The organism is Streptomyces sp. NBC_00075, from assembly GCF_045041225.1.
Lineage (GTDB): Bacteria > Actinomycetota > Actinomycetes > Streptomycetales > Streptomycetaceae > Streptomyces > Streptomyces adonidis.
In genome coordinates this window covers 11,404,065-11,427,149 of sequence record NZ_CP108243.1, presented here as the reverse complement: position 1 = coordinate 11,427,149, position 23,085 = coordinate 11,404,065, and the positions used below count along the sequence as shown (strand labels likewise).

Sequence of the window (23,085 nt, the reverse complement as noted above, 5' to 3'; positions counted from 1 at the left end):
CCCATTCTTCCCTGCCCGGCCCACCGGGACGCACACCGGGCGATGTTGTGCCTCGCGTCAGGGCAGGGCGAGGACGCAGAACTCGTGGCCCTCAGGGTCGGCCAGGCACGTCCACGGGACGTCGCCCTGACCGATGTCGAGGTCGGTGGCGCCGAGGGCGCGCAGCCGGGCCACCTCCGCTGCCTTGTCGTCACCGGGGTACGGCAGCAGGTCGAGATGGACACGGTCCGGCACGGTCTTCCCACCGGGTGTGCGGAGGAACTCCAGATACGGGCCGCCACCCCTGGCGGAGCGCAGCACCGCCTGATCCTCGGTCACCTCGCGCACGGTCCAGTCCGTCGCCTCGCCCCAGAACCGGGCCATGGCCCGGGGATCCTCGCAGTCGACCACCACCGCCGCGATCGGCCCGGTGTCCCGGTAGACCTCCCGGGGTTCCAGCACACAGAACTCGTTGCCCTCCGGGTCGGCGAGGACCGTCCACGGCACGTCGTCGCCCTGGCCCACATCGGCGGGCGTCGCACCGAGGGACCGGAGGCGTGCGACCAACTCCGCCTGATGGGCCGGGGAGTTGGTGGCGAGATCGAGGTGCAGACGGTTCTTCGTCGCCGTCTTGGGTCCCGGGACGGGAACGACGTCGATGCCGACGACGACCGGGTCCGGCCAGACGGGGCCGCCCGCGGGGCCGACATAGGTGGTCACACCGGGGCTGTAGTCGCTCCAGCCGAGCGCCTCCGCCCAGAACCGGCCGACCGCCGAGTGGTCAAGAGCCTTGATGTTCACCTGAACAGGTCGCAGCGCCATGCGGGCGATCCTAGGCGCCGCTCGCTCCGCGCTCCTTGCGGAACCTCCTCTGCCACAGCCGCGTAACAGAGACCCCACAGGTACAACTCCCGCCCCACCTCGCAGGTCGAACCTGCTGTGTCGCACATCTGTGCCGCGGCGGAACCGGTGCCGTCCGGCGCAACTCCTCCAGTCCCGACCAAACTTGGAGTTGACCGTGCCCTGTAAGTCCCTGCCGACGCGGCTTGCCGCCACCGTCGCGTTCCTGCTCGCCGCGGGTGCCCTGTCCGTGCCCGCCGCATCGGCGAAGGCCTTGGACGACGAACCCGTCCGCGACTACGTGCTGACCGTGAGCACCAACCCGACCGGCACCGACTACGACAACCGCCGTGTCGACGTCACCGGCACCGTCACCAAGGCCGACGGAACCCCGGCGGCCGACATCCCCGTCACCGTCCAGGAAGTCGTCCTCTTCACCACCTGGAACCCCTGGGGCGACCCGATCGACCCCACGTACTACGACCCGCGCGACCTGGGCACACCGGTCACCGACGCCACCGGGAAGTTCAGCATCCCCGACGTCAACATCGACCACATGAGCGGCAACAGCCTGCTCAACGTCCAGCGCGATGTGCAGATCACGGCCTCCTACGACGTGGACGGCGACCTCAACACCCCGCAGGACGGCTACTTCACGGACACGACCGTGGCCACCAAGGCCAAGTCCAGTTCCATCAGCTACAAGGTCAACAAGAAGAGGGTGAAGGCGGGCGACATCCTCACCGTCCAGGGCAAGGTCACCCTCCCCAAGGGCGTCGAGGAGACGGGCACCGAGGTCTTCCTCCAGACCTACTGGGAGAGCGAGTACGACGTGAAGACGAGGGCCGAGGAGGACGGCTTCTTCGTGATGTCCGTGCGCGTCTCGGGCTACGACGACACGTTCGCGCTGCGCACGGCCCCGACGGACCTCTACGTGGCGGGCACGCACGTGACGCTCCCGATCACCAACACCTCGCTCCCCCGCACGTAACCCTCCAGACGGCCGGGGCTTCGGCCTTGGGGGGCCGTAGCCCCGGCTCGGGACCGAGCGGGCCCGGTGGAGTCGACTGCGGTTCGGCGACGCCGCCAAGGGTCGCTGGGAACTGCGCGACCAGCCACGACGGCGCCGCAGCCGAAAGACAACCCGTCACGGCACATCCGGCGGAGCCCCTAGTGCTGTGTCCGCACAGGTTCGCCGGGTTGGTGGTCGTGGCCGTTGGATGTGCGGTGACATCCGATCCGATCGCTGGAGGCGCGGTGGCTGAGCCTGTCCGTGTGCGCAGGCTGACTGACCAGGAGGGGCGGCGTCTGCAGCAGATCGTGCGCCGGGGCAGCACCAGCTCCGTTCGCTACCGGCGGGCGATGATGCTGCTGGCCTCGGCCGGCGGTAACCGCGTGCCGGTGATCGCCCGGCTGGTGCAGGCCGACGAGGACACTGTCCGGGATGTGATCCACGCGTTCAATGAGAAGGGCCTGGCCTGCCTGGACCCTAATTCCTCTGTAACAGCTCCGACTGAGCTCCTGGTAGCTCCGCCGGACTGTTCGAGCGCGGGACTGTGACGCCTTCCTGGACCCTGGCCGACGAGGCCTCCACTGAGAGGGGCGCCAGTCCCATGACTCGGGTGGTGGCAGCCGTGTGGGCGCCGGGCGGCGCCGAAGCCCACTACCGCCGTCGGCGCGAACAAGGAGACTGGCACGCCGCCGCCCAGCGGCATCTGTTCAACCGCATGATCGGCCAGCTCTACCACCGCCTCCAGACCAGCCAACTGTTCGACGAGCACGTCGCGTTCCCCTCCCAACTGGCCTCGGCAGCTTGACGACTTGGCATCGTGAGATGTCTCAGTGGGCGGGAGGCCGTCCCCGCCTGCTCAGCCCTGACGACGAGGACTTCGTCGTGGCGACGGCCACCACCCGCCCGGCCAGGCTCGGCCAGCCCTTCACCCGCTGGTCGTTACGCAAACTCGTCGCCTACCTGCGCAAAGTCCACGGCCGGGTGATCCGGATCGGCCGCGAGGCCCTGCGGTGCCTGCTTACCCGTTGCGGCGTGACCTTCCAGCGGACCAAGACCGGGAAGGAGTCCACCGACCCCGAGCGCGACGCCAAGCTCGACCGGATCGAGCACGTCCTGGAGAACTTCCCCGACCGCGTTTTCGCTTTCGACGAATTCGGCCCGCTGGGCATCCGCCCCACCGCCGGGTCCTGCTGGGCGAAGCAGAACCGGCCCGACCGCGTCCCGGCGACCTACCACCGCACTCATGGGGTGACCTACTTCCACGGCTGCTACTCGGTCGGCGACGACACCCTGTGGGGCGTCAACCGCCGCCACAAAGGCGCCGTGAACTCCCTGGCCGCGCTGAAGTCGATCCGGGCCGCCCGCCCAGACGGCGCCCCGATCTACGTGATCATGGACAACCTCTCCGCCCACAAGGGCACCAAGATCCGCGCCTGGGCGAGGAAGAACAAAGTGGAGCTGTGCTTCACCCCTACCAACGCCTCCTGGGCCAATCCCGTCGAGGCGCACTTCGGGCCGCTGCGGCAGTTCACCATCGCCAACTCCCACCATCCGAACCACCCCGTGCAGACCCGGGCCCTGCACGCCTACCTGCGCTGGCGCAACGCCAACGCCCGCGACCGAGATGTCCTGGCCGCCGAACGCCGCGAACGTGCCCGCGTCCGCAGTGAGAAAGGCGTCCGCTGGGGAGGCCGACCGCTTCCGGCAGCTGCTTGATCAGACAGGGACTTCAAATATGGTTTCGAGGCCGTCTTCCTCGTCCCATTGCTCTCCGACCTCCACGAAGCCGAACCCGGAAATCGTGGCCAGGGATGCGGCGTTGTCAGGACTGATCGTCACCCGCACGGTCCTGACTCCGGCTTCGGCAACAGACCGATGTACCAACTCGGTCAGCATCGCCCTGGCGTAGCCCTGACGACGGTAGACGGGGGCCACGGAATAACCGAGCTCCACCATGCCCGCCTCATCCGGCGGCCCGTGGAACCCGGCATACCCCACGACGGCACCTTCCGGCTCGGCTACCACAGTCTGCGTGAGCCACCCCGCGCAACCCGGGTCCGAGGTGAGCTGATTGACCCGGTACTGCCACACCCACTTTGCCGTGTCGGTGACGAAGTACTCGGTGAGAGCGACACCTGCTTCGGCACTGGCTTGAGCCAGATCGTCGTTCAGCAAGGCGGTCATGGCCGTGCTCGATAGCTCAACAAACCGTACGGACTTCGGGCTAGGGGGGACTGGGGTCCGACGCTCGTCTTTGTCTGTCACAGCGCGAATCGTCGTGGAGCGTCCAAGACGTGTCCAACGGTTTTCGTGGCGCGAGAAACATGCCCCACCAGATTGAGGCACCGATCCACTCGGTCCTACCCGCGACCCGGTGAACCTTCCCGGTCAGAGCACTAGTAGTGCTTCGTTAGGTTCTGGTTCTGCGTCGGCGTGTGGTGAGGGGGCGGCCGCAGGTGGTGCAGGTGCCGCTCCAGCACCGCAGCAGGTCCTGTAACGCGTCGAGGACTTGGTAGAGGGTCAGGCTTTCGTGCGGGCTTTTGGGTCGTAGCGCCGCAGAGTGAGGAAGGCCTGGGCGGCGGTGACGAGGGTGACGTGGTGGTGCCAGCCGCGCCAGGTGCGGCCCTCGAAGTGGTCCAGTCCCAGACCGTGTTTGAGTTCGCGGTAGTCGTGCTCGATGCGCCAGCGCATCTTGGCGAAGCGCACGAGATCGACGATCGGTGTGGTGGCGGGCAGATTGGTCATCCAGTAGCCGGTGGGTTCTGGCGCCGTATCGGGCTGTTCGACCAGCAGGGTCCGCAGCGGCAGCTCGCCGTTCCACCGGCTGCGTCCGCCGGCGTGTTCCTGCGCGGTGCGGGTGGCTTCCTTGCCCGAGGGCCGCACCTCGAGCACGGCAAAGCGTGAGGTCATCGGTCCTTTGCTGCCCTGGCGCCAGGTGACGGTTTCGAAGCAGGTGCCCGCATCGATCAGTTGATGCAGGGGGCGGGCGGGCTCGCGGTAGCGGGGCAGCGTGGGCGGGCCCAGGCCCTGGTAGGGAGGCAGATGCGGCGCGGCAGCGGCCGGGCGGGCGACCTCCTTGGGCTCGACGGCCATGACGTAGGACCAGCCACGTTCCTCCAGGGCCAGGCGGAAGGAGACACTGCGGCCATAGCCGCAGTCGGCCACGATCACCGGCACCGACCCCAGCCAGCCCGCCAGCCTCTCCAGCAGCCCCAGAGCCAGACGGGGCTTGGTCACATGCCCGACCTCCTCGGGCACGCCCGCAGCCGTGCGGCGCCGGCTGTCGTGGGCCCATTCCTCGGGCAGGAACAGCTCCCATTCCAGTGGGCAGGAAGCAAGATCGGTGGCCGCGTGCACACTGACGGCGACCTGGCAGTTGGCCCGCTTGCCCAACGCCCCGCAGTACTGCCGGGCCACCCCGACCGAGGACCGCCCGCACTTGGGAAACGACACATCGTCGATGACCCACACCTCGGGCCTGACCACCTGGACCAGCCGCTCGGCGATCCGCCGCCGCACCGGCGTCCACTGCCACGGCGACTGGCTGACGAACTGCTGCAAGGCCTGCATGTTCCCGTCCGGCAGCCGCTGGGCCATCGGCTGGATCGACTTGCGCCGGCCATCCAGCATCAGCCCGCGCAGATAGCACTCGCCCTTGGCCCGCTGATCCTTGCGCGGCACCGAGGCGAACACATCGGCCACGAACAGCCCTAACGAGGCCCGCAATCGGTTCACTTCATGCGTGTCCACCTAACCAACATGCTCTTGATCAGCGACAACGACTAGACCTAACGAAGCACTACTAGGGCTTCCAGCCCGGATCGCGGCCGCTCAGGCCGACCGCGCGGTCGAGCAGGGGCGCGTCCTCGGGCAGCGGAACCACGGGGCCGAAGATCTCGCCGCGGGACGGGTCCTCGGCCGAGGCTTCGAGGAAGTCGTACGACACCTGTAGCGCGGCCCGGTCCGGTTCGTACTGTTGGCCGGTGGCCCGCGCCAGGTCCCAGGCGTGGATGACCAGTTCGTCCGCCGCCACCAGGCCGGCGATCGCACCCGGCAGCGTGATGCCGCCCGCCCGGGTCTCGCCGGTCCAGGCCGCCGGGTCGCGCCAGGCCTCGGCGAGTTCGTCGAGCACCTTCGGCAGGGTCTCGCGCCAGTCGGGCCCGATGTCGGGCATCGCGGTGTCCGGAGCCGTGTCGGTCGTGGCGCCGAGATCCTTGCGTCCCGCGTCGCGGAAGGCGGTGGCCAGCCCGAGCAGATGCCCGAGCATGTGGTGCACCGCGTAGTCCGGACAGGGGGTCGCGCCGTCGAGCTGCTCGTCCTTCACCCCGGCCGCGAGGCCGGCCACGATCAGGGCCTGCGGCCCGAGGTCGAGAGTCGTCTCAGACATCGGCTTCTCCTCAGCTTCTCGGAAACTCACACCTGGGTGGACCGGGGACGCACCCGAAACTCATCGCTTCCGCGGCGGAAACCGCCGCCCACGGCGAACGACCCGTCCGGACGACCCGCTCCGCCGTATGCAGCAGCGGCACAGGCAGCCGGGCGTCGTGCGGCCGATGCTGGGCGTGCCCCGGCCTCCCAGCCCGTCCAAGGAGATCCCATGCCGTTGCCCCGTCCCTCCCGCCACCTGCGTCTACCGGTCGGTGCCGTGCTGGCCGGCGCCTGTCTGGCCGCCCTGGTGTCCGCCCCGGCCGAAGCCGACCCGCCCGGCCCCACCACGGACCGCGCGCTGCGGAGCCAGCTCGAACAGCTGGTCCGCGCCCCGGGCGGCCCGCCCGGCGTCATCGCCGTGCTCCAGCGAGGGGACTCGCGCCGGATCCTGCGGGCCGGGACCACCGACCTCGCCACCGGCAGGCCGGTCGAACCGACCGACCACATGCGGATCGCCAGTACGGCGAAGGCGTTCAGCGGAGCCGTGGCACTGCGGCTCGTGGACCGGGGCGCACTCGGACTCGACGACACCATCGGCCGACGACTGCCCGCGCTCCCCCGGGCCTGGCGCGCGGTGACCCTGCGCCAGCTCCTGACCCACACCAGCGGCCTGCCTGACTACAGCCGGAGCCCGGAGTTCCTCGCCATCCTCCAGGCCGATCCGCATCATCGGTTCGACTCCCGGCGGCTGCTCGACTTCGTGGCCGGCCAGCGGCTGCTGTTCCGCCCGGGCTCGCGCTACCAGTACTCCAACTCGGACAACATCGCCGTGGCCCTCATGGCCGAGGCGGTGACCGGGGTCCGCTACGAGGAACTGCTGCGGCGGCTGGTCTACCGTCCGCTCGGCCTGCACGACACGAGCCTGCCGCAGGGCTTCGAGATGCCGGAACCGTACATGCGCGGCTACGACGTCCCGGTCCAGCCGCCGGCCGCGCCGGAGGACATCAGTGAGCTGATCGGGGCCTCGGGGGTGTGGGCGTCGGGCGGAATCATCTCCACTCCGCGGGACATGACCAGGTTCATCCGCGGTTACGCGGGCGGCGCGCTGATCTCCCGGGCGACCCTGCGCGAGCAGCGCCGCTGGGTCGACGGCGCCTCGGAACCGGCCGGCCCGGGCGCGAACAAGGCCGGGGCGGCGATCTTCCGCTACACCACCCGATGCGGGGTCGTCCTCGGCCACACCGGAAACACCCCCGGCTACACCCAGCTGATCGCCGCGACCCCGGACGGCGAGCGGTCGCTGACGTTCTCACTCACCACGCAGGTGAACGAGGCGACGAAGCCGCAGCTGCTCAAGCAACTGCGCGAGGTCGAGGAGAACTTCGTGTGCGCGCTGCTCCGCGACTGACCGGTGCCGCTCCACGACTCGGAGTCCCTCCGCCGTCACACGCGGGCCAGTGCGCCCCGGAGCTTGTTGCGTGACTTCACATCGAGCTTCGTGAACACCTTGTGCAGATGCCATTCGACCGTGCGCGGGCTGATGAACAACTCGGCGCCGATCTCCGAATTCGTCTTCCCGTCAGCCGCCAGCCAGGCGATCTGAGCCTCCTGCGCGGTGAGGGACTCACGGATGTCGACCGCCTGTTGCCGAATCGATTCGCCGGTGGCCAGGAGTTCGCGGCGGGCGCGCTCGGCGAAGGCGCCCGCCCCGAAACCGTGCAGCATCCCGTAGGCGGTGCGCAGTTGCTCTCGCGCGTCGACGCGCCGGTTCTCGCGGCGCAGCCACTCGCCGTACACCAGGTGGGTGCGCGCGAGGTGGACGGCGACCCGGCTCCGCTCAAGGTGCTCGATGGCCTCGCGGTACAGCAGATCGGCGGCCGGGCCGTCGCAGAGCAGTGCTCTCGACCGGGCCAGTACGCCGAGGGCCCAGTCCGTGCCGGCGGCGCCGGCCTGTTCCTCGAGCCGGCGCAGGGCCGCCTCGGCCGCCTCGGGGGCACCACTGCGAGCGCCCGCCTCGACGAGTTCGACGAGGGAGAACCCGGTACCCGCGAAATCCTCGTACTCCCCGGCCTGTTCGGCATTGGCCAGAGCCTCCTGGTACCGGCCGAGGCCGTTGTACAGCACCGCGAACAGGTATGAGGCCAGACCGATCGCCCGCCCCTCGCCCCAGGCGGTCGCGTCGCGGGTACCGGACTGGATCATCTCCACCGCCCGGAGGTCGCCGCGCCAGACCATGAGCAGAGCCGGGGCGTACCCGAGGGGCGAGTTGCCGGTCACCTCCGTGATGGTGTTGGACTCGTCGATCAGCGCCGAGGCAAGGTCGAACTCCCCGGCGTGCACATGCACGGCGGCGCGGTAGGAGAGGGCCAGAGGAAGGAAGTTGAGCGCGCCGGTCTCCCGAGCCGCCCGGACCGCGTGCGTGGTCAGTTCGTGCCAGGTCTCGTCGTCCCACAGGTCGCCGGCGATCAGCCACGTCAGCCAGAGCCGGCGCATGACGTCGTCCTTGTCGCGTCCGGCGGCTCGCCGGAGCGCCCGCAGTGTGGGCTTCAGCAGCGACGCGCCTTCGACGTAGCCTTCGGCGAACCGCGTCGCCAGGCCGTCGAGCAGTTCGTCGGCCAGCCGGGGAGGCCGCGGACCGCGCGGTGCGGCGCGGGCGGCCTCGGCCACCGCCCGCACTCCGCCATGTCCACACAGGCGGCCCGCGACGACCGCTGTGCCGAGTGCTTCGAGGTACGCCTCACGCGCCTGTCCGTCGTCGACCCCCTCCAGCCGGCCGGCCGCGTCGAGGAGCAACGGGAGAGCCTCACCGCCGCGTCTGCGGGCGAAGACGATCTGGGCGCGCAGGCGGGCCAGCCGCGCGCGCTGGGCCTCGTCCAACGGGCCCATCTCCGCGGCGGCGACGAGTTCGAGCGCGGTGTCGGCGGCTCCGGACTCGAAGGCGGCCTGCGCCGCGCCCACCGCCCTTGTTCCGCGTCTGCCCGGGTCGGGCGTCAGTTCGGTCGCGCGTCTCAGGAACGCGGCCGCCGCCGCGATACCGCCGCGGGCCTGGGCCCGGCCTGCCGAGCGCTCCAGCTCGCCCGCCAGTTCCTCGTCGGGTTCGACCGCCGCGTGGGCGCGGTGCCAGGCCCGGCGATCCGAGTCGAACGCGGGGTCGGTCGCCTCGGCCAGCGCCCGATGCACGTCACGGCGTTCCCCGGGGTCGGCCGCACGGTACGCCGCCGAGCGCACCAGCGGATGCCGGAACCGTACTCGTGCGCCGAACTCGATCAGTCCCGCCGCCTCGGCCACGCCCGCGGCGTCGGCCCCGATGTCGAGCCGCTCGGCCACCCGTCTCAACAGCGGTACGTCCCCCACGGGTTCGGCGGCAGCGGCCAGCAGCAGTCGTTGTGCCGCGTCCGGGAGCGACCCGATGCGCCGCAGGAAGCTCTGCTCGATCTGGCTCGCCAGCGGGCGTGCGTCCGGGCGCCCGAAGCCGCCGGCCAGTTCCGCCGCGGTCAGTCCGCGCGTCAGTTCCAGCAGGGCCAGCGGGTTGCCGCGGGTCTCGGCGACGATCCGGTCCCGGACGCGCTCGTCCAGGCGACCGGGGACGACCGAGTCGAGCAGCGCCCGCGCGTCGTCGTCGCGCAGCCCCCGGACCGTGAGTTCCCGCAGCGCCTGCAACGGGTCGTCGCCCGAGGCCGGCGCCGACGTACGCACCGCGAACACCAGCGCCACCTGCTCCGCGAGGAGTCGGCGGGCGACGAAGGCCAGTGTCTGCGCGGAGACCCGGTCGAGCCACTGGGCGTCGTCCACGACGCACACGACCGGTTGCTCCTCCGCCGCCTCGGCCAGCAGGCTGAGTACCGCGAGGCCGACCATGAAGCGGTCCGGCGCGCTCCCCGCACGCAGACCGAACGCGATGGCCAGGGCGTCACGTTGTGGGACGGGGAGGCGGTCGAGCCGCGCCATCATCGGCATGCACAGCTGGTGCAGACCGGCGAACGCCAGCTCCATCTCGGACTCGACGCCGGTGGCGCGCAGGATCTGACAGCCGGTGGCGCCGGTGACCAGGTACTCGACCAACGCGGACTTGCCGACTCCGGGCTCGCCGCGCAGCACCAGCACCTGGCTCTGTCCCGCCCTGGCGTCGGTCACCAGCTGATCCAGCACCCCGCACTCGCCACGTCGGCCACGCAGCCCGCGCCGAGGAGCGCTGCTCGACATCCACCACCACCGTGCAGGTCAAGGGAGCAAGACCCTGATCTTCAACTCGGGTCGTCCCCATCATGCACCACGGGCGCGCCGGCCCGGACCGTCAACCGGACGGCCCCCTCGGAGCGTGACCGAGGCCTCGTCAACCGTTGGTAGCGGCACGGTCACCGAGAGGGACATCGCGGTCGCGAGGCGTTGCGAAGCCCCTGGAACAGGTCGATCAGGCGCGCCATGGCACCGGCTCGCGCCGCGTCGCGGAAGGCTTCGAGCAGTGCGTCGCGCTCTGCCGTGTCCACCCGGTTGTGCCGTTGTCCGGCGAGATGACGGCGGGCCCGGAGCGCCTGTTGCCGCGCGTTGGCCTCGCTGATCCCCAGCATTTCTGCGATCTCACGGAACGGGTATTCGAACGCCTCGCGGAGTACGTACACGGCGCGTTCGACGGGCAGCAGGCGTTCCATCAGGAGCCGGACCGCGGATTCGAGTGCTTCCCCGCGTTCGGCCTCCCCCGCCGGATCGACGGATGCGACTTCGCGTTCCGGAATCGATGCGCCGACGCTGATCTCGCGACGGGCGCGGGCCGAGGTCGCCGCGTTGAGGGCGACCCGGGTCGTGACAGCCGCGAGGAACGCGACCCTGTCCCGCACCTGCGCCCGGTCCGTGCCCTGCCAGCGGACCCACACGTCCTGGACGACGTCCTCGGCGTCGGCGGCCCGGCCCAGCGTCTGGTAGGCGATCCCGAACAGCAGGGAGCGGACCCGCTCGAAGTCCGCCGCCGTCTCGGACCCGGAGCGAACGACGGTCGTCAAGCTGTTCCCGGGCGTGGCCACCCTCGACGAAACCGGCTCCGCCACGACATCGATGCTGGACAAGCTCATGACGGTCTTCCCCGATCCCAGTGCTCTGATCCACCGGGACCGGCTCGTCGTGCGCCAGGCTCCGGCTCAGTGACCCAGCCACCGTCGCCCGAAGCGGGCACCGGGCGCGCCCGTGGAAACCCGGGTGTACCCCCGGGGGATCCGTGGCCCCCTTGTCCTCACCCCGGTGAGAAAGCGGTGTCTCCGGCCGTAGCCGGGCGGGTATGTTTCGCCGACTCGGCAATGAGGAACCAGGGAGGACGCTGTGGAGCCGTCGGAACTTCGCCGTGCGGTCGAGGCAGGACGGGCCACCGCTGCGGAGCTGGGCCTTCGGGTCGACGAGGTGGTCGTCGTCCACAACTCGGACCGCGTCGCGCTGCGCCTGCTCCCGTGCGATGTGCTGGTTCGGGTCGCGCCTCCGGGGCAGCTGGCCGGTTCCGAGTTCGAGGTGGAGGTTGCTCGCCGTCTCACCGAGGTCGACGCTCCGGTGGCCGAGCTCGACCCCCGGGGCGAACCCCGGGTCTACGTGCGTGACGCTTTCGCCGTCTCGCTCTGGACGTACTACGAACCGGTCGGATCAGAGATCGCGGCCGCCGACTACGCGGACACGTTCCTGCGGCACCATGCCGCCCTGCGCCGGATCGATCTGGACGCGCCGCATTTCACCGACCGAGTCGCCGCCGCGCTCCGAGAGGTGAACGACCGGGAGCGGTCCCCCGAGTTGCCCGATTCCGACCGGGCCCTTCTCAGCGACACACTCAGCGGACTGAGCACCGTCGCGGAAACCGGCGAACAGCTGTTGCACGGCGAACCCCATCCGGGCAACCTCCTCAACACGCGGAGAGGTCCGCTTTTCGTGGACCTCGCCACGTGCTGCCGTGGGCCGATCGAGTTCGACCTCGCGCATGCGCCCGAAGAGGTCGGAGAGCATTACGCGGGGGCCGACCACGCCCTCGTTCACCGGTGCCGCGCCCTGAACTGGGCGATGTTCTCGGCCTGGCGCTGGCGCCGGGAGGACCAGATGCCCGACCGGGAGCACTGGAGGGCGGCGGGGCTGGACCACGTGCGTGCCGCACTCGATCGCTGCGGGCCGGGCTGAACCCGAGAGACACCGCCCGCCACCGTCAGGCGACTCCCCCGTCGTCGACCAGCATCCGGGCGATGCCCCGCTCGCTGAAGACGTCCCGCAGGGCGAGGGCGACGCCGCCGTGGATCGCGGAGTTCTCGCCGGGCTGAGTCGTGGTGATGGTCAACTTGCGGGTGGCCAGGGGCAGGGCGCGCTGGTAGACCACGGCGCGGACCCCGGAGAGCATGTCGTCGCGGAGTTCGCTCAACGGGCCGCCGAGGACCAGTGTGCGCGGGTTGAACATGTAGACCAGCATCGCCGCCAACTCGCCGATCTCGGTGGCCGCCTGGCGCAGGGCGCGGACGGCTGACGGGTCGTTGTTCGCGACGCGCTCGGCCAGGGTGTGGGTGCCGTGCAGCGGGTCGTCCTCGGTCGACTCGGGGATGCCCAGGCCGCGCAGGACGGCCCGGTGGGAGGCGAGCGCGCCGACACAGCCGACGTTGCCGCAGGCGCACAGGACGTCCCCGCCGCCGACGGACCTGATGTGGCCGACATCGCCCTCGGCTCCGTCCGCCCCCCGGTACACCTCACCGTCGACGGTGACGATCCCGGCCCCGATGCCGGTGCCGATCTTGATGCCGAGCAGCGGGGTGTCGACCTCGTCCCGGGCGGCCTCGCCGAGTGCCATGAGGTTGGCATCGTTGTCCACCAGGGCGGGGGCGCGGAAAGCGGTGCGCAGTCGCTCGGCCACCGGATAGCCGTCCCAGCCGGGCATCCCTGTCGGCCGTACGGCCCAGCCGCGTTGGGAGTCGACCGGTCCGGGCAGGCCCATCACCACCTTGCGGACCCGGTCCGGCTCGCGCCCGCACCGCTCCAGCAGATCGAACAGTCGCTCGGTCACCGCCTTCAGCACGACTTCCGGCCCCGCGCCGACCGGGACACCCACGGTCTCCTGCGCGAGCACCCGTCCGCCGAGATCGGCGACCGCGACCCGCGTCGCCAGGGTGTCGACGTCCGCCACCACCACGGTTCCCGCCCGCGGGCTCAGCGTCAGCACGCGCGGCGGCCGGCCGCGTACCGACTCGCCGGCCTCGTTCTCCTGGAGGATGCCGTGCCCGACGAGGTGGTCGATCTGCTGGCCGACCGTCGACCGGGCCAGACCGCTGCGCCGCGCGATCTCGGCACGGCTGGTCGCCTCGCCGGACACCACGAGGCCCAGCACCTTGGGCAGTCCTACGGGCACGGCGGGGAGCAGCGCCATGTCGATCGGGTGTCCCTCGTCTTTGCGCACTTTCAGGACCCTAATTTCGTCCCGGCACGACCGTCAACGGGCCTGACCTTCAGAGCGGTCGTCCACTTTCAGCCGAATTTAGTCCGAGCAGAAAATTAAAAGCGGCATCTTGCTCCGATGGCGCGAACTAAACGAAGGTGAACGCGACACATGGCGTTCAGGTGGACATCGCACACCGCGACGGTCGACCAGCCTCCAAAAAGCGCGGGATTATCTCAATGACGTAGCGCTGAAGTCAATGACTTGTGATCTTCCCCTGAGGCAGGTCCGCGCCACACAGGCCACTTCGGTGCGCCCGAGACCCCCTCCGCGCGCAGACTCCCCCGCGCCGTCAGGTCGCCCGCACCCAGCACTTCAAGGCCGTCCACCAGCCCTCACAGAACTCTCGAATGGGGCTTTTACGTGCACTTTTTGCCACACCCACCCCAAGAACCGCACGCCTGGCGCAGCGCGCGCACAGTCGGCCGGCCGGGCGACGCGCAGCCGACCGGACACCCCACCGCACCCATTCATCACGATTCGATAACCAGGCCGCGAATGTTCTGCTCAGCGGACCGAGCGCCTCGTCCGGGACCTCCGCGCCGCCCTTGAATACGCGGCACCGCACATCGCCCACAGCGGCGTCACCCCCCTGTGATCAGGTTGGAGATGGACCATCACCATGGCCAAACAGACGCATCGGATCGGCATCCTCGGCAGCGGCAACATCTTCGGCCGGTACGTCGCCGGTCTGGCCGCCCACTTCCCGGAGCTGGCGGTCGTCCGGGTCGGCGACATCGACACGGCCCGGGCCAAGCAGGCCGCCGCCGATCACGCCATCCCGGCCTGGGGTGACGCCGCGGAGCTGTACGCCGACGAGTCGGTGGACATCGTCGTGAACCTCACGCCGCCGGTGCACCACGCCCGTACCGTCATCGAGGCTCTGGAAGCCGGCAAGCACGTGTACGTCGAAAAGCCCCTGGCCACGACGGTCGAGGAAGGCCGGTCCGTGCTCGCGGCGGCCGCCAGGAGCGGGCGTCTGCTCGGTTCGGCACCGGACACCTTCCTGGGCAGCGCGAGCCAGACGGCCCGCAAGGCACTCGACGCCGGCCTGATCGGCGCACCGGTCGGTGCCTCGGCGTTCATCGGCCACAGCAAGGCCGAGACGTGGCACCCGGATCCGCGCTTCCTGTTCCAGCCGGGCGGCGGTCCGGTCATGGACATGGGCCCGTACTACTTCGCGATCCTCGTGAACCTGCTGGGCCCCGTCCGGTCCGTCGCCGCGTCGAGCCGGATCGGCGCGCCGACCAGGACGGTGACCGCGCCGGAGCGTGCCGTCGACTCGATCGAGGTCACGGTCCCCACCCATGCCGGCGCGGTACTGACCTTCGACTCGGGCGTCATCGGCACGACGCAGATGAGCTTCGACGTATGGGACACGGACCTGCCCTTCATGGAGGTCTACGGCACCGAGGGCACGCTGTCCCTGGGCAACCCGAACCACTTCGACGGCGACGTACGGCTCCGGCGGCACGGCGAGACCGAATGGACGGCGCTGGAACCGGCCGTCGGCCTGTTCGGCGCCGTCGGCACCCGCGAGCAGGCCCGGCGAGGACTCGGCGTACGGGACCTCGCGGACGCTGTCGAGGGCGGCCCGCACCGCGCGAACGCCTCCTTCGCCTTCCACGTGCTCGAAGCGCTGTGCGCCGTCGACAAGGCCTCCGAGGAGGGTCGTGCCGTGGAGCTGGAGAGCACCTGCGACCGCCCTCAACCCCGTTTCTCCGTCTGACACATGACACCTGACGCCTGCAAGACCCACCTGACGCTTCCGAGCCCGAGGGAAGGACGCCCATGACCATCAGCCCCGAGAAGATCGCCATCAATCCCCTGCAATGGATAGCCACCGAGGACGGCTGGATCGACCCCGCCCTGGCGCCCTCCCTCACCCAGCGGCTCAAGGTCATCCAGGAGGCGGGCATCCGCTCGGTGCACGCCGAGGTGCCCGCGGACATGACGGCCGCCGAGTACGGCCGACTCCTCGCGGACCACGGCCTGTCCCCCGCTCCGGGCTATGTCTCGGGCCCGCTGCCCGAGGACGAGGAGAGCCTGCGGGCGCACCTCGACAAGACGGCGCGGATGAGCGCGCAGATGGCCGAACTGGGCCTGCCCACGGTCTTCGTGGCCACGGGCATGTCCAAGGAGGCACCCCGGGTGCACCGCCCGGCGGTGGGGGCGGAAGCCACCCCCGAACGGCTGGAGCGGGTGCGTGACGTGTTCGCGCGGATGGGCGAGACCACCAGGGCCAACGGAGTCACGGCGGCCTTCCACCCGCACATCGGGACCTGGGCGGAGACCGAGGAGGAGACCCGTTTCATCCTCGACACCGTCCCGGCGGACGTCCTCTCCTTCGGGCCGGACATCGGACATCTCGGCTGGGCCGGAGCCGATGTCATCGGTCTGATCCGCGACTACGGCGACCGGGTGGCGAGCATGCACGTCAAGGACTTCCACACCGAGGTGGCCGAGCGGGGCAGGGCCGAGGGCTGGAGCTACCAGAAGACGGTCCTCGCCGGTCTGTGGGCCGAGCCCGGCCACGCGTCGGTGGACATCCCCGCGACCCTGGCGGCGCTGCCCGACAGTTTCAGCGGCTGGCTGGTCATCGAGGTCGACCGGGGCGCGCAGGCGACCCCGGAGGAAAGCATTCGGCTCTGCGGGCAGTGGGCCCAGCAGTCGCACTGAGTCAGAGAGGCTCGCCATGCCCGAGGCGTACGGATTCACCGGATACGGCGGTCCTGAGATGCAGCGGTTCCTCGATCTGCCCATGCCTGTGCCCGGGCGGGGCGAGCTTCTTGTCGAGGTGTGTGCGGCGGGCGTCAATCCGGTGGACTGGGGTGTCCGGGCCGGTCTGCACCGCGCTTTCCTCCACCTCGACCTGCCGGCCGTGCTCGGGCGTGAGGTCTCGGGCGTGGTCGAGCGAGTCGGCGTGGGGGTCGAGGGGTTCGCCGTGGGCGACCCGGTGTTCGGCACCAGCGCTCGGGGCTGCGGCGGCTATGCACGGTTCGCGCTGCTGACCGCGTGTCAGACGGCGGTGAAGCCCGCCGCGGTCTCGTTCACCGACGCCGCCGTCCTGCCGGTGGCCGCCGTGACCGCGTACGACGGGGTGGACCGGCTCGGTCCGGCGGCCGGCGAAACCCTGCTGATCCTGGGGATCGGCGGCGGCGTGGGCGTCATGGCGGCGCAGCTCGCACGCGCCGCCGGAGCCCGGGTCGTCGGCACCGCTTCCGCGGCCAAACGGAGGTTCGTCGAATCACTGGGCGCCTTGGCCGTCGACTACGACTGCGACGACCTCGGCAAACAGCTGGAGGCAGTCCTGCCGAACGGCGTCGACGCGATCCTCGACCTCGTGGGCGGCGACGTACTGGACAGCGTCTCGGCGGTGATCTCCCCCACCTGCCGGATCCTCTCGGTCGCCGCCTCCGGGACAGCTGCCCGGTTTGGTGCCAGGCCCCTGTCCCGCAACAGCTCGACCACCACACTCACCGAACTGGCCCGGCGCGTGGCGGACGGCCGGCTCGATCCCCAGGTCCGCGGTGTCTTCCGCTTCGAGGACGCCGAAGCCGCCCTGCGCGAAGTCGAATCCGGTCACTCGTGGGGCAAGGTGGTGCTCGACATGCGCGCAGCCTGACGTTCCCGTATCCACACGGCCGAACCGTCTCGTCCCCCGCCAGGACGACAGAACTGCCACAGCTTCAGCCGCTCCCTCCCGCAAGCGGCACCGACCGGCCCGCACCCACGCCGAGTTCATGCCCGAAGAACCACATCTGACGGGGCTGTTCACCCAGGGTTCCCCCGAGCACTTCAAGGAGCACCGATGTCACTCACCAAGCCAGTCCGGCCGCGCCGGCTGTTGGCAGGCGCCGCCGCAGGCGCGGCACTGCTCACCTCCACCGCTTGCAGCGCCGCCACCCAGCCCGCCGGCGCGAACTCCGAGACCACCGGCCCGGTACGCGACGGAGGCACCCTCGTCGTCGCGCAGACCAGCGACGTCGACCCCGGCTCGTTCCTGAAGACCTCGTTCGGCAACCTGCTGTCCGAGTACCAGGTCCTGGAGACCCTGACCGCCATCAGCACCAAGACCGGCCAACCCAGTGGTGTCCTGGCGAAGTCGTGGAAGCTGGCACCCGACGCCAGAAGCATCGACATCACGCTCCGCGACGACGTGACGTTCCACAGCGGCCGCCAACTGACGGCGAGCGACGTCGAGTTCACCCTGAAGAAGGTGCAGGACCCGGCGACGGGTGCCGCGAACCAGCCGATCGCGAGCCAGGTCAAGTCCATACGGGTCGAGGGCGACCACGAGTTGGCCCTCACGTTCTCGAAGCCGACGCCGAACATCTTCGACCTGTTCGAGACGATGCCGATCCTCAACCCCACGGCCTATGGCGACTACGCGGCGGGCAAGGTCGTCGACGGCACCGGCCGGTTCGTCTGGAAGTCCTGGACGCCCGGCGGCAAGGTCGAACTCGCCAAGTACGCCAAGTACCGCGACGCGAAGAACACCCATCTCGACAAGATCCAGATCAACATCATCAACGACCCGACCGCCATCGTGTCGGCGATCCGCAGCGGCCGGGTCCAGTACGGCGTCGGCATGCCCGCCCTCGACGCGCGCAGCCTGAGCCAACAGGACGGCTACGCCCTCGTGACGTCGGGCGGGTCGGCGATCCCGCTCGCCCTCGACGTGACGAAGGCGCCGTTCGACAACAAGACCGTGCGACAGGCGGTCCAGTACGCGATCGACCGCGACCGGATCGTCTCCCAGGTCGAGGGCGGTCAGGCGGCGGCGACGGACCTGCCGTGGCGGACGTCCACCGTGGGCTACGACGCCACCCAGGCGAAGCACTACACGTATCAGCCGGACAAGGCCAAGCAGTTGCTCGCCCGGGCGGGCGTGAGCGGTGCCTCGTTCGACGTCGTCACGCTGAACACCCCCGAGGCCACCGGCATCTTCCAGATCGTCAAGAACAACCTCGCCGCGGTCGGCCTGACCGCCAAGCCCGTCCTGCTGACCGCGACCGAGTACGACGAGCGGATCGCCAAGCGGAACATCGGCACGCCCGCGGTGCTGATGATGAACAGCAACGCCCTGTCGCCGGCCACCCAGGTCGTCAGCCGGCCGGAGTTCGTCGCGGACGACAACCTCCTGAAGCTCAAGGACCCGAAGTACACGAAGCTCGTCGAGCAGGTCGCCACCGCGACCTCGACCGACGCCCAGAAGACGGCGGTGCTCGCCTACAACGAGTACGTCCTCGACCAGGCGTTCGCGGTTCCCCTGATCACCCGCCCGACGATGACGGTCAGGTCGACGGCCGTAGGCGGTATCAAGGCGACCCGGACGGGCTTCCTGGACCTCGGCACGGCCTGGCTGTCGAAATGATCCGGTTCCTGATCCGCAAGGTGCCGTCGGTGGGGTTCGTGCTCTTCGCCAGCTCGATCGTCGCGTTCGCCCTGCCCAGGCTCGCGCCCGGAGACGTCGCCGTCACCCTCGCCGGTGCGGACCCGACGGCGGCCAACATCGCCGCCATCCGGAGCGAGTTGGGGCTGGACCGGTCGCTCGCCGTGCAGTACTGGGACTGGATCTCCGGCCTGTTCCACGGTGACCTGGGACAGTCGTACCTCCTCCACCGCAGCGTCACGAGCCTGATCGGCGACCGGCTGGGGAGCACGGTCGAGCTGGCCGTGTTCGCGACGCTCCTCGTCGTCCTCATCGGGACCACACTCGGGGTGCTCGCCGGGTCGACCAGGCGCTGGTGGGCACGGGCGACCCTCGATCTGGGCACCAGCATCCTGGTCGCCGTGCCGTCGTTCCTCACGGCGCTGGCGCTGATCCTCCTCTTCGGTGTGTACCACCGCTGGCTTCCCGTCAGCGGGGAGGTGAGCGTGCTGCACGACCCCGCGATCGGGATCCAGTACCTGGTCCTTCCCGCGGTCGCGCTGGCGCTGTCGCCCGCCGGGGGTCTGGCCCGGCTGCTCCAGACGGAGATGGCCCGGATCCGCAACGAGGACTACGTCGATCTGGCGCTGGCCAAGGGGGTCTCGCCCCGGCGGATCACCCTGCGGCACGTGCTGCGCAACAGCTTCGGCACCGCGGTCGTCGCGATCGGCCTGGAGATCGGCACCCTGCTCGCCGGTGCCGTGGTCATCGAGGCGGTCTTCAACCGCAACGGGCTCGGCCAGCTCGCCGTGTCCAGCGTGCAGACCCGCGACTTCACCGTCCTCCAGGTGCTGATCCTCGGCGTGGTCTGCGTGGCGGTGGTCTGCCAGATCGTCACCGAGATGGTCCTCGCGGCACTCGACCCGAAGATCAGGTTGGGAGACCGGCCATGACAGACGTCCCCCTGTCCGCATCCGCGCCGACGGCGGCGCGCAGACGACTCAATCCGACACTGGCCCGCTATCTGTCGGCCTTCCGCACTCCCAAGGGCATCATCGGGGTGTCGATCCTCGGGATCATGCTGCTCGCCGCCCTGCTCGCTCCTCTTCTGTTCTCGTCCGGCTACGACCAGCAGGGCCCGGACAGCTTCGCCGGGCCGTCGGGCGCGCATCTCTTCGGCACGGACGAGTTCGGCCGCGACATCTTCGTCCGCAGCCTCTACGGGCTGCGCGTCGACCTGAGCCTGATCCTCACCGCGGTGCCGCTCAGCATGGCGATCGGTACCCTGCTCGGCCTGTGCGGCGCCATCTCCGAATGGCTCGGCGCGGGAGTGCAACGCCTGCTCGACGTCGTCATCGGCTTCCCCGGGCTGATTCTCGGGGTGTGCCTGGTGGCGATCCTCGGCCCCGGCTGGTTCGCGCTGTTCCTGACCATCCTGATCGGCGGTCTGCCCAGTGCAGGGCGCCTGGCCCGCGGCGCCTGGCTCACCCAGCAGGGCAGGGAGTACGTCCTCGCCGCCCAGGTGCTCGGTGTCTCGCGCCGCCAACTCCTCGTACGGCATGTGCTGCCCAACGCGATGGACGCCATCGTCGTGAACGGCGCCGTCTGGATGGTCATCGGCGTCTACATCGAGGCCGGTCTGTCCATCGTCGGCCTCGGAGTGCAGCCGCCGACGCCGTCGCTCGGCGTACTGCTCAACAACGGCCTGCGGTTCGTATCCCAGTCCCCCACCTACATCATCGGGCCCGCATCGCTGCTTCTGCTGCTCGCGGTGGGCGTCGGCCTGATGTCGGACGCGCTCAACGAGGCGGTGAATCGCCGATGAACCCGACGACCGACCCCACCACGACCGAACCACCGGCCCCGGTCACGAGCAGAGGTGTGCCCCTGCTGCGCGTCGAAGGGCTCCGTACGGAGTTCAAGCTCAGGAACGGTGTCGTCAAGGCCGTCAACGACGTCAGCTTCGACATCCACGCGGGTGACGTCCTCGGCATCGTCGGCGAGTCCGGCTCGGGCAAGTCGATCACAGCTCGCTCGATCATGCGGATGGTCCGCCCGCCCGGCGAGATCGTCACCGGTTCCGTGCGGTTCGACGGCGAGGATCTGCTCGCGCTGCCCGAGAGCGAGATGCGGCGTCGGCGCGGCAGCGAGGTGGCGATGGTCTTCCAGGACCCGCAGTCCGCGCTGAACCCGGTCATGAAGGTCGGCGACCAGATCGTCGAGGCCATGACGGTGCACGGCGTGGACCGGAAGACGGCACGCTCACGCGCGGTCGAACTCCTCGAACAGGTCGGCATTCCCGACGTACGGACGAAGATCGACCAGTATCCGCACCAGTTCTCCGGCGGTATGCGCCAGCGTGTGGTGATCGCGATCGCCCTGGCGAACGATCCCGCGCTGCTCATCGCCGACGAACCGACGACCGCGCTCGATGTCACGGTCCAGGCCCAGATCCTGCGGCTGCTGTCCAGACTGCGCACCGAACTCGGCATCGCCGTCGCGATCATCACGCACGACATGGGGGTGGTCGCCGAACTGTGTACGGACGTCGTGGTGATGTACAGCGGCCGTACGGTCGAGAAGGGAACCGTCCAGCAAGTATTCGAGCATCCGCGCCACCCCTACACGGCGGCGCTGCTGGCGGCCATGCCCCGCCTCGACGACGAGCGGACGGGCAAGCCGCTCCCGGCGATTCCCGGCACACCTCCCGACCCGGCCGCGCTCCCGACGGGCTGCGCGTTCCATCCGCGCTGCGCGTTCGCCGAGGACACCTGCACGCGGGAGGCGCCGGCTCTGCTCCAGATCGGTGCGGCGGGGCAGACCGCGGCCTGCTTCGTCGCCCAGGCCGGGGTGGACGTGTCCTCGGCCGGCGTACGCGAGACAGCGCACGCCGTCGACGCGGCACCCGTGCGGCAGACGGCTCCCGCGACCGCCGAACCCGTACTGGAGATCCGCGATGTCACCGTCGACGTGGGTTCGCGGCGACGGGGTCTGTTCCGTCGTGAGCCCCCGGTGTACGCCGTCGACTCGGTGAGCCTGACGGTGGAGGCGGGCCGCACGCTCGGGCTGGTGGGCGAGAGCGGTTGCGGCAAGTCGACGCTGTCGCGCAGTGTCGTCGGCATCAGCCCGATCGCCGACGGCTCGATCCTCGTCGAGGGAACCGACGTGAGCGCGATGCGCGAGGAGGACCTCAAACGGGTCCGGGCCTCGGTGCAGTACGTGTTCCAGGACCCGTACGCGTCGCTGAACCCCCGGCGCACGATCCGGCAGTCCCTCACCGAGGCGCTCGCGTTCCGGGGCATCGGCGGACCCGAACTCGAAGCGGCGGCACGCTCGTTGGTGGAGCAGGTGGGGCTGCGCCCGGAACACCTCGACCGCTATCCGCACGCGTTCTCCGGCGGGCAGCGTCAACGGATCGGCATCGCGCGGGCGTTGGCGCGTGAACCGCGCACACTCGTCCTCGACGAGCCGGTGTCCGCGCTGGACATGTCGGTCCAGGCCCAGATCATCAACCTGCTGGAGAAGCTCCAGAACGAACTTGGCCTGGGCTACCTGTTCATCGCCCACGACCTGTCGGTCGTACGTCACCTCAGCGACACGGTGGCCGTCATGTACCTCGGCAGGATCGTGGAGTACGGCGATGTCGCCGACGTCTACGGAAACCCCCAACACCCGTACACCACGGCGCTGTTGTCGTCCTCACCGGCGGCGAGCGTCGCGGAGCGCGCACGGGAGGGCATCGTCCTGCGGGGCGAGCTGCCGAGCCCGTCGGACCCTCCCTCCGGCTGCCGGTTCCGCACCCGGTGTCCGATCGGCCCCCTCGCGCATCCGGAGCGGACGATCTGCGCGGAGGCCGACCCGCAACTGACCCTCACCCCCAGCGGTCAGCGTGCCGCCTGCCACTTCGCCGGGGAACTCGCGGGGCGCCCCTGAACAGTGGCCGGACAGCACGCCCTCGTACGCGGCAGGGCCTCCTCGTGGCCGGGAGGCCCTGCCGCCCTGCACCGGGATCCGGCGCTCCACCCCGACCCGGACCGCTTCGACCCCGGCCGTGATCATGCACGCTCCGGC

At 70.1% G+C, this 23,085-nt stretch carries 20 protein-coding genes and 1 pseudogene; 14 read left to right on the top strand and 7 right to left on the bottom strand.

Annotated features, from left to right (window positions below; genetic code table 11):
• Nucleotides 1-57: 57 nt before the first annotated feature.
• Nucleotides 58-801: a VOC family protein gene (locus OG787_RS50290; RefSeq protein WP_405540171.1), complete on the bottom strand. Its 744-nt coding sequence runs from the start codon at nucleotides 799-801 to the stop codon at nucleotides 58-60.
• Nucleotides 802-997: 196 nt separating this feature from the next.
• Here OG787_RS50290 and OG787_RS50285 point away from each other — a divergent pair, with 196 nt between their 5' ends.
• From OG787_RS50285 to OG787_RS50270, 4 genes and pseudogenes are all read left to right on the top strand, one after another.
• Nucleotides 998-1,810, top strand: coding sequence for an acyl carrier protein (locus OG787_RS50285; RefSeq protein ID WP_405540170.1), 813 nt, complete (start codon nucleotides 998-1,000; stop codon nucleotides 1,808-1,810).
• Between the two features lie 284 nt (nucleotides 1,811-2,094).
• The gene (locus tag OG787_RS50280; RefSeq protein WP_405540169.1) at nucleotides 2,095-2,379 is read left to right on the top strand and encodes a helix-turn-helix domain-containing protein; all 285 of its coding nucleotides are present in this window, start codon (nucleotides 2,095-2,097) and stop codon (nucleotides 2,377-2,379) included.
• 68 nt (nucleotides 2,380-2,447) lie between these two features.
• A pseudogene (locus OG787_RS50275) lies at nucleotides 2,448-2,636 on the top strand (IS110 family transposase); the annotation flags it as partial.
• Complete coding sequence (locus OG787_RS50270; RefSeq protein ID WP_405540168.1) at nucleotides 2,633-3,547, top strand: IS630 family transposase; 915 nt, start codon at nucleotides 2,633-2,635, stop codon at nucleotides 3,545-3,547. The pseudogene OG787_RS50275 and the gene OG787_RS50270, both read left to right, overlap by 4 nt.
• Here OG787_RS50270 and OG787_RS50265 read toward each other — a convergent pair whose 3' ends face one another.
• The 3 genes from OG787_RS50265 to OG787_RS50255 all read right to left on the bottom strand — a co-directional run bounded on the left by OG787_RS50265 (nucleotide 3,548) and on the right by OG787_RS50255 (nucleotide 6,218).
• Nucleotides 3,548-4,015 carry a GNAT family N-acetyltransferase gene (locus OG787_RS50265; RefSeq protein WP_369029153.1) on the bottom strand — a complete coding sequence of 156 codons (468 nt, stop codon included), beginning with the start codon at nucleotides 4,013-4,015 and terminating at the stop codon, nucleotides 3,548-3,550.
• Nucleotides 4,016-4,351: 336 nt separating this feature from the next.
• On the bottom strand, nucleotides 4,352-5,581 hold the full coding sequence (locus OG787_RS50260) for an IS701 family transposase (RefSeq protein WP_405540167.1): 1,230 nt from the start codon (nucleotides 5,579-5,581) through the stop codon (nucleotides 4,352-4,354).
• Nucleotides 5,582-5,633: 52 nt separating this feature from the next.
• Nucleotides 5,634-6,218, bottom strand: a complete 585-nt coding sequence (locus tag OG787_RS50255; RefSeq protein ID WP_405540166.1) for a TIGR03086 family metal-binding protein — start codon at nucleotides 6,216-6,218, stop codon at nucleotides 5,634-5,636.
• A gap of 210 nt (nucleotides 6,219-6,428) precedes the next feature.
• Here OG787_RS50255 and OG787_RS50250 point away from each other — a divergent pair, with 210 nt between their 5' ends.
• Nucleotides 6,429-7,607, top strand: a complete 1,179-nt coding sequence (locus tag OG787_RS50250; RefSeq protein WP_405540165.1) for a serine hydrolase domain-containing protein — start codon at nucleotides 6,429-6,431, stop codon at nucleotides 7,605-7,607.
• 35 nt (nucleotides 7,608-7,642) lie between these two features.
• Here the strand turns inward: OG787_RS50250 and OG787_RS50245 are convergent, their stop codons facing one another.
• Both OG787_RS50245 and OG787_RS50240 read right to left on the bottom strand, forming a co-directional pair.
• Entirely contained in the window at nucleotides 7,643-10,402 is a 2,760-nt protein-coding gene (locus tag OG787_RS50245; RefSeq protein ID WP_369031527.1) for an AAA family ATPase, read from the bottom strand.
• A gap of 152 nt (nucleotides 10,403-10,554) precedes the next feature.
• Nucleotides 10,555-11,196 carry a sigma-70 family RNA polymerase sigma factor gene (locus OG787_RS50240; RefSeq protein WP_369031526.1) on the bottom strand — a complete coding sequence of 214 codons (642 nt, stop codon included), beginning with the start codon at nucleotides 11,194-11,196 and terminating at the stop codon, nucleotides 10,555-10,557.
• 13 nt (nucleotides 11,197-11,209) lie between these two features.
• Between OG787_RS50240 and OG787_RS50235 the strand changes: the two genes are divergently transcribed.
• Together OG787_RS50235 and OG787_RS50230 are read left to right on the top strand one after the other, a co-directional pair.
• Entirely contained in the window at nucleotides 11,210-11,338 is a 129-nt protein-coding gene (locus OG787_RS50235) for a hypothetical protein (protein ID WP_369031525.1), read from the top strand.
• Nucleotides 11,339-11,509: 171 nt separating this feature from the next.
• The gene (locus OG787_RS50230) at nucleotides 11,510-12,343 is read left to right on the top strand and encodes a phosphotransferase (RefSeq protein ID WP_369031524.1); all 834 of its coding nucleotides are present in this window, start codon (nucleotides 11,510-11,512) and stop codon (nucleotides 12,341-12,343) included.
• 25 nt (nucleotides 12,344-12,368) lie between these two features.
• Here OG787_RS50230 and OG787_RS50225 read toward each other — a convergent pair whose 3' ends face one another.
• Complete coding sequence (locus OG787_RS50225; RefSeq protein ID WP_405540163.1) at nucleotides 12,369-13,601, bottom strand: ROK family protein; 1,233 nt, start codon at nucleotides 13,599-13,601, stop codon at nucleotides 12,369-12,371.
• A gap of 661 nt (nucleotides 13,602-14,262) precedes the next feature.
• Here OG787_RS50225 and OG787_RS50220 point away from each other — a divergent pair.
• From OG787_RS50220 to OG787_RS50190, 7 genes are all read left to right on the top strand, one after another.
• Entirely contained in the window at nucleotides 14,263-15,369 is a 1,107-nt protein-coding gene (locus OG787_RS50220; protein ID WP_405540162.1) for a Gfo/Idh/MocA family protein, read from the top strand.
• Nucleotides 15,370-15,431: 62 nt separating this feature from the next.
• Entirely contained in the window at nucleotides 15,432-16,319 is an 888-nt protein-coding gene (locus tag OG787_RS50215; RefSeq protein WP_405540160.1) for a sugar phosphate isomerase/epimerase family protein, read from the top strand.
• Nucleotides 16,320-16,335: 16 nt separating this feature from the next.
• Entirely contained in the window at nucleotides 16,336-17,265 is a 930-nt protein-coding gene (locus tag OG787_RS50210) for an NADP-dependent oxidoreductase (protein ID WP_405540158.1), read from the top strand.
• Between the two features lie 186 nt (nucleotides 17,266-17,451).
• Entirely contained in the window at nucleotides 17,452-19,017 is a 1,566-nt protein-coding gene (locus OG787_RS50205) for an ABC transporter substrate-binding protein (protein ID WP_405540156.1), read from the top strand.
• The gene (locus tag OG787_RS50200; RefSeq protein ID WP_405540155.1) at nucleotides 19,014-19,967 is read left to right on the top strand and encodes an ABC transporter permease; all 954 of its coding nucleotides are present in this window, start codon (nucleotides 19,014-19,016) and stop codon (nucleotides 19,965-19,967) included. The genes OG787_RS50205 and OG787_RS50200 overlap by 4 nt, the downstream gene beginning before the upstream one ends.
• On the top strand, nucleotides 19,964-20,839 hold the full coding sequence (locus OG787_RS50195; protein WP_405540154.1) for an ABC transporter permease: 876 nt from the start codon (nucleotides 19,964-19,966) through the stop codon (nucleotides 20,837-20,839). The genes OG787_RS50200 and OG787_RS50195 overlap by 4 nt, the downstream gene beginning before the upstream one ends.
• Complete coding sequence (locus tag OG787_RS50190; RefSeq protein ID WP_405540152.1) at nucleotides 20,836-22,947, top strand: dipeptide ABC transporter ATP-binding protein; 2,112 nt, start codon at nucleotides 20,836-20,838, stop codon at nucleotides 22,945-22,947. Before OG787_RS50195 ends, OG787_RS50190 begins: the two co-directional genes overlap by 4 nt.
• Nucleotides 22,948-23,085 lie beyond the last annotated feature (138 nt).

Coding starts and splice junctions, on each gene's coding strand:
- OG787_RS50200 (WP_405540155.1), top strand. CDS start 19,014: ATGATCCGGTTCCTGATCCGCAAGGTGCCGTCGGTGGGGTTCGTGCTC.
- OG787_RS50255 (WP_405540166.1), bottom strand. CDS start 6,218: ATGTCTGAGACGACTCTCGACCTCGGGCCGCAGGCCCTGATCGTGGCC.
- OG787_RS50220 (WP_405540162.1), top strand. CDS start 14,263: ATGGCCAAACAGACGCATCGGATCGGCATCCTCGGCAGCGGCAACATC.
- OG787_RS50190 (WP_405540152.1), top strand. CDS start 20,836: ATGAACCCGACGACCGACCCCACCACGACCGAACCACCGGCCCCGGTC.
- OG787_RS50290 (WP_405540171.1), bottom strand. CDS start 801: ATGGCGCTGCGACCTGTTCAGGTGAACATCAAGGCTCTTGACCACTCG.
- OG787_RS50250 (WP_405540165.1), top strand. CDS start 6,429: ATGCCGTTGCCCCGTCCCTCCCGCCACCTGCGTCTACCGGTCGGTGCC.
- OG787_RS50215 (WP_405540160.1), top strand. CDS start 15,432: ATGACCATCAGCCCCGAGAAGATCGCCATCAATCCCCTGCAATGGATA.
- OG787_RS50265 (WP_369029153.1), bottom strand. CDS start 4,015: ATGACCGCCTTGCTGAACGACGATCTGGCTCAAGCCAGTGCCGAAGCA.
- OG787_RS50205 (WP_405540156.1), top strand. CDS start 17,452: ATGTCACTCACCAAGCCAGTCCGGCCGCGCCGGCTGTTGGCAGGCGCC.
- OG787_RS50245 (WP_369031527.1), bottom strand. CDS start 10,402: ATGTCGAGCAGCGCTCCTCGGCGCGGGCTGCGTGGCCGACGTGGCGAG.
- OG787_RS50210 (WP_405540158.1), top strand. CDS start 16,336: ATGCCCGAGGCGTACGGATTCACCGGATACGGCGGTCCTGAGATGCAG.
- OG787_RS50195 (WP_405540154.1), top strand. CDS start 19,964: ATGACAGACGTCCCCCTGTCCGCATCCGCGCCGACGGCGGCGCGCAGA.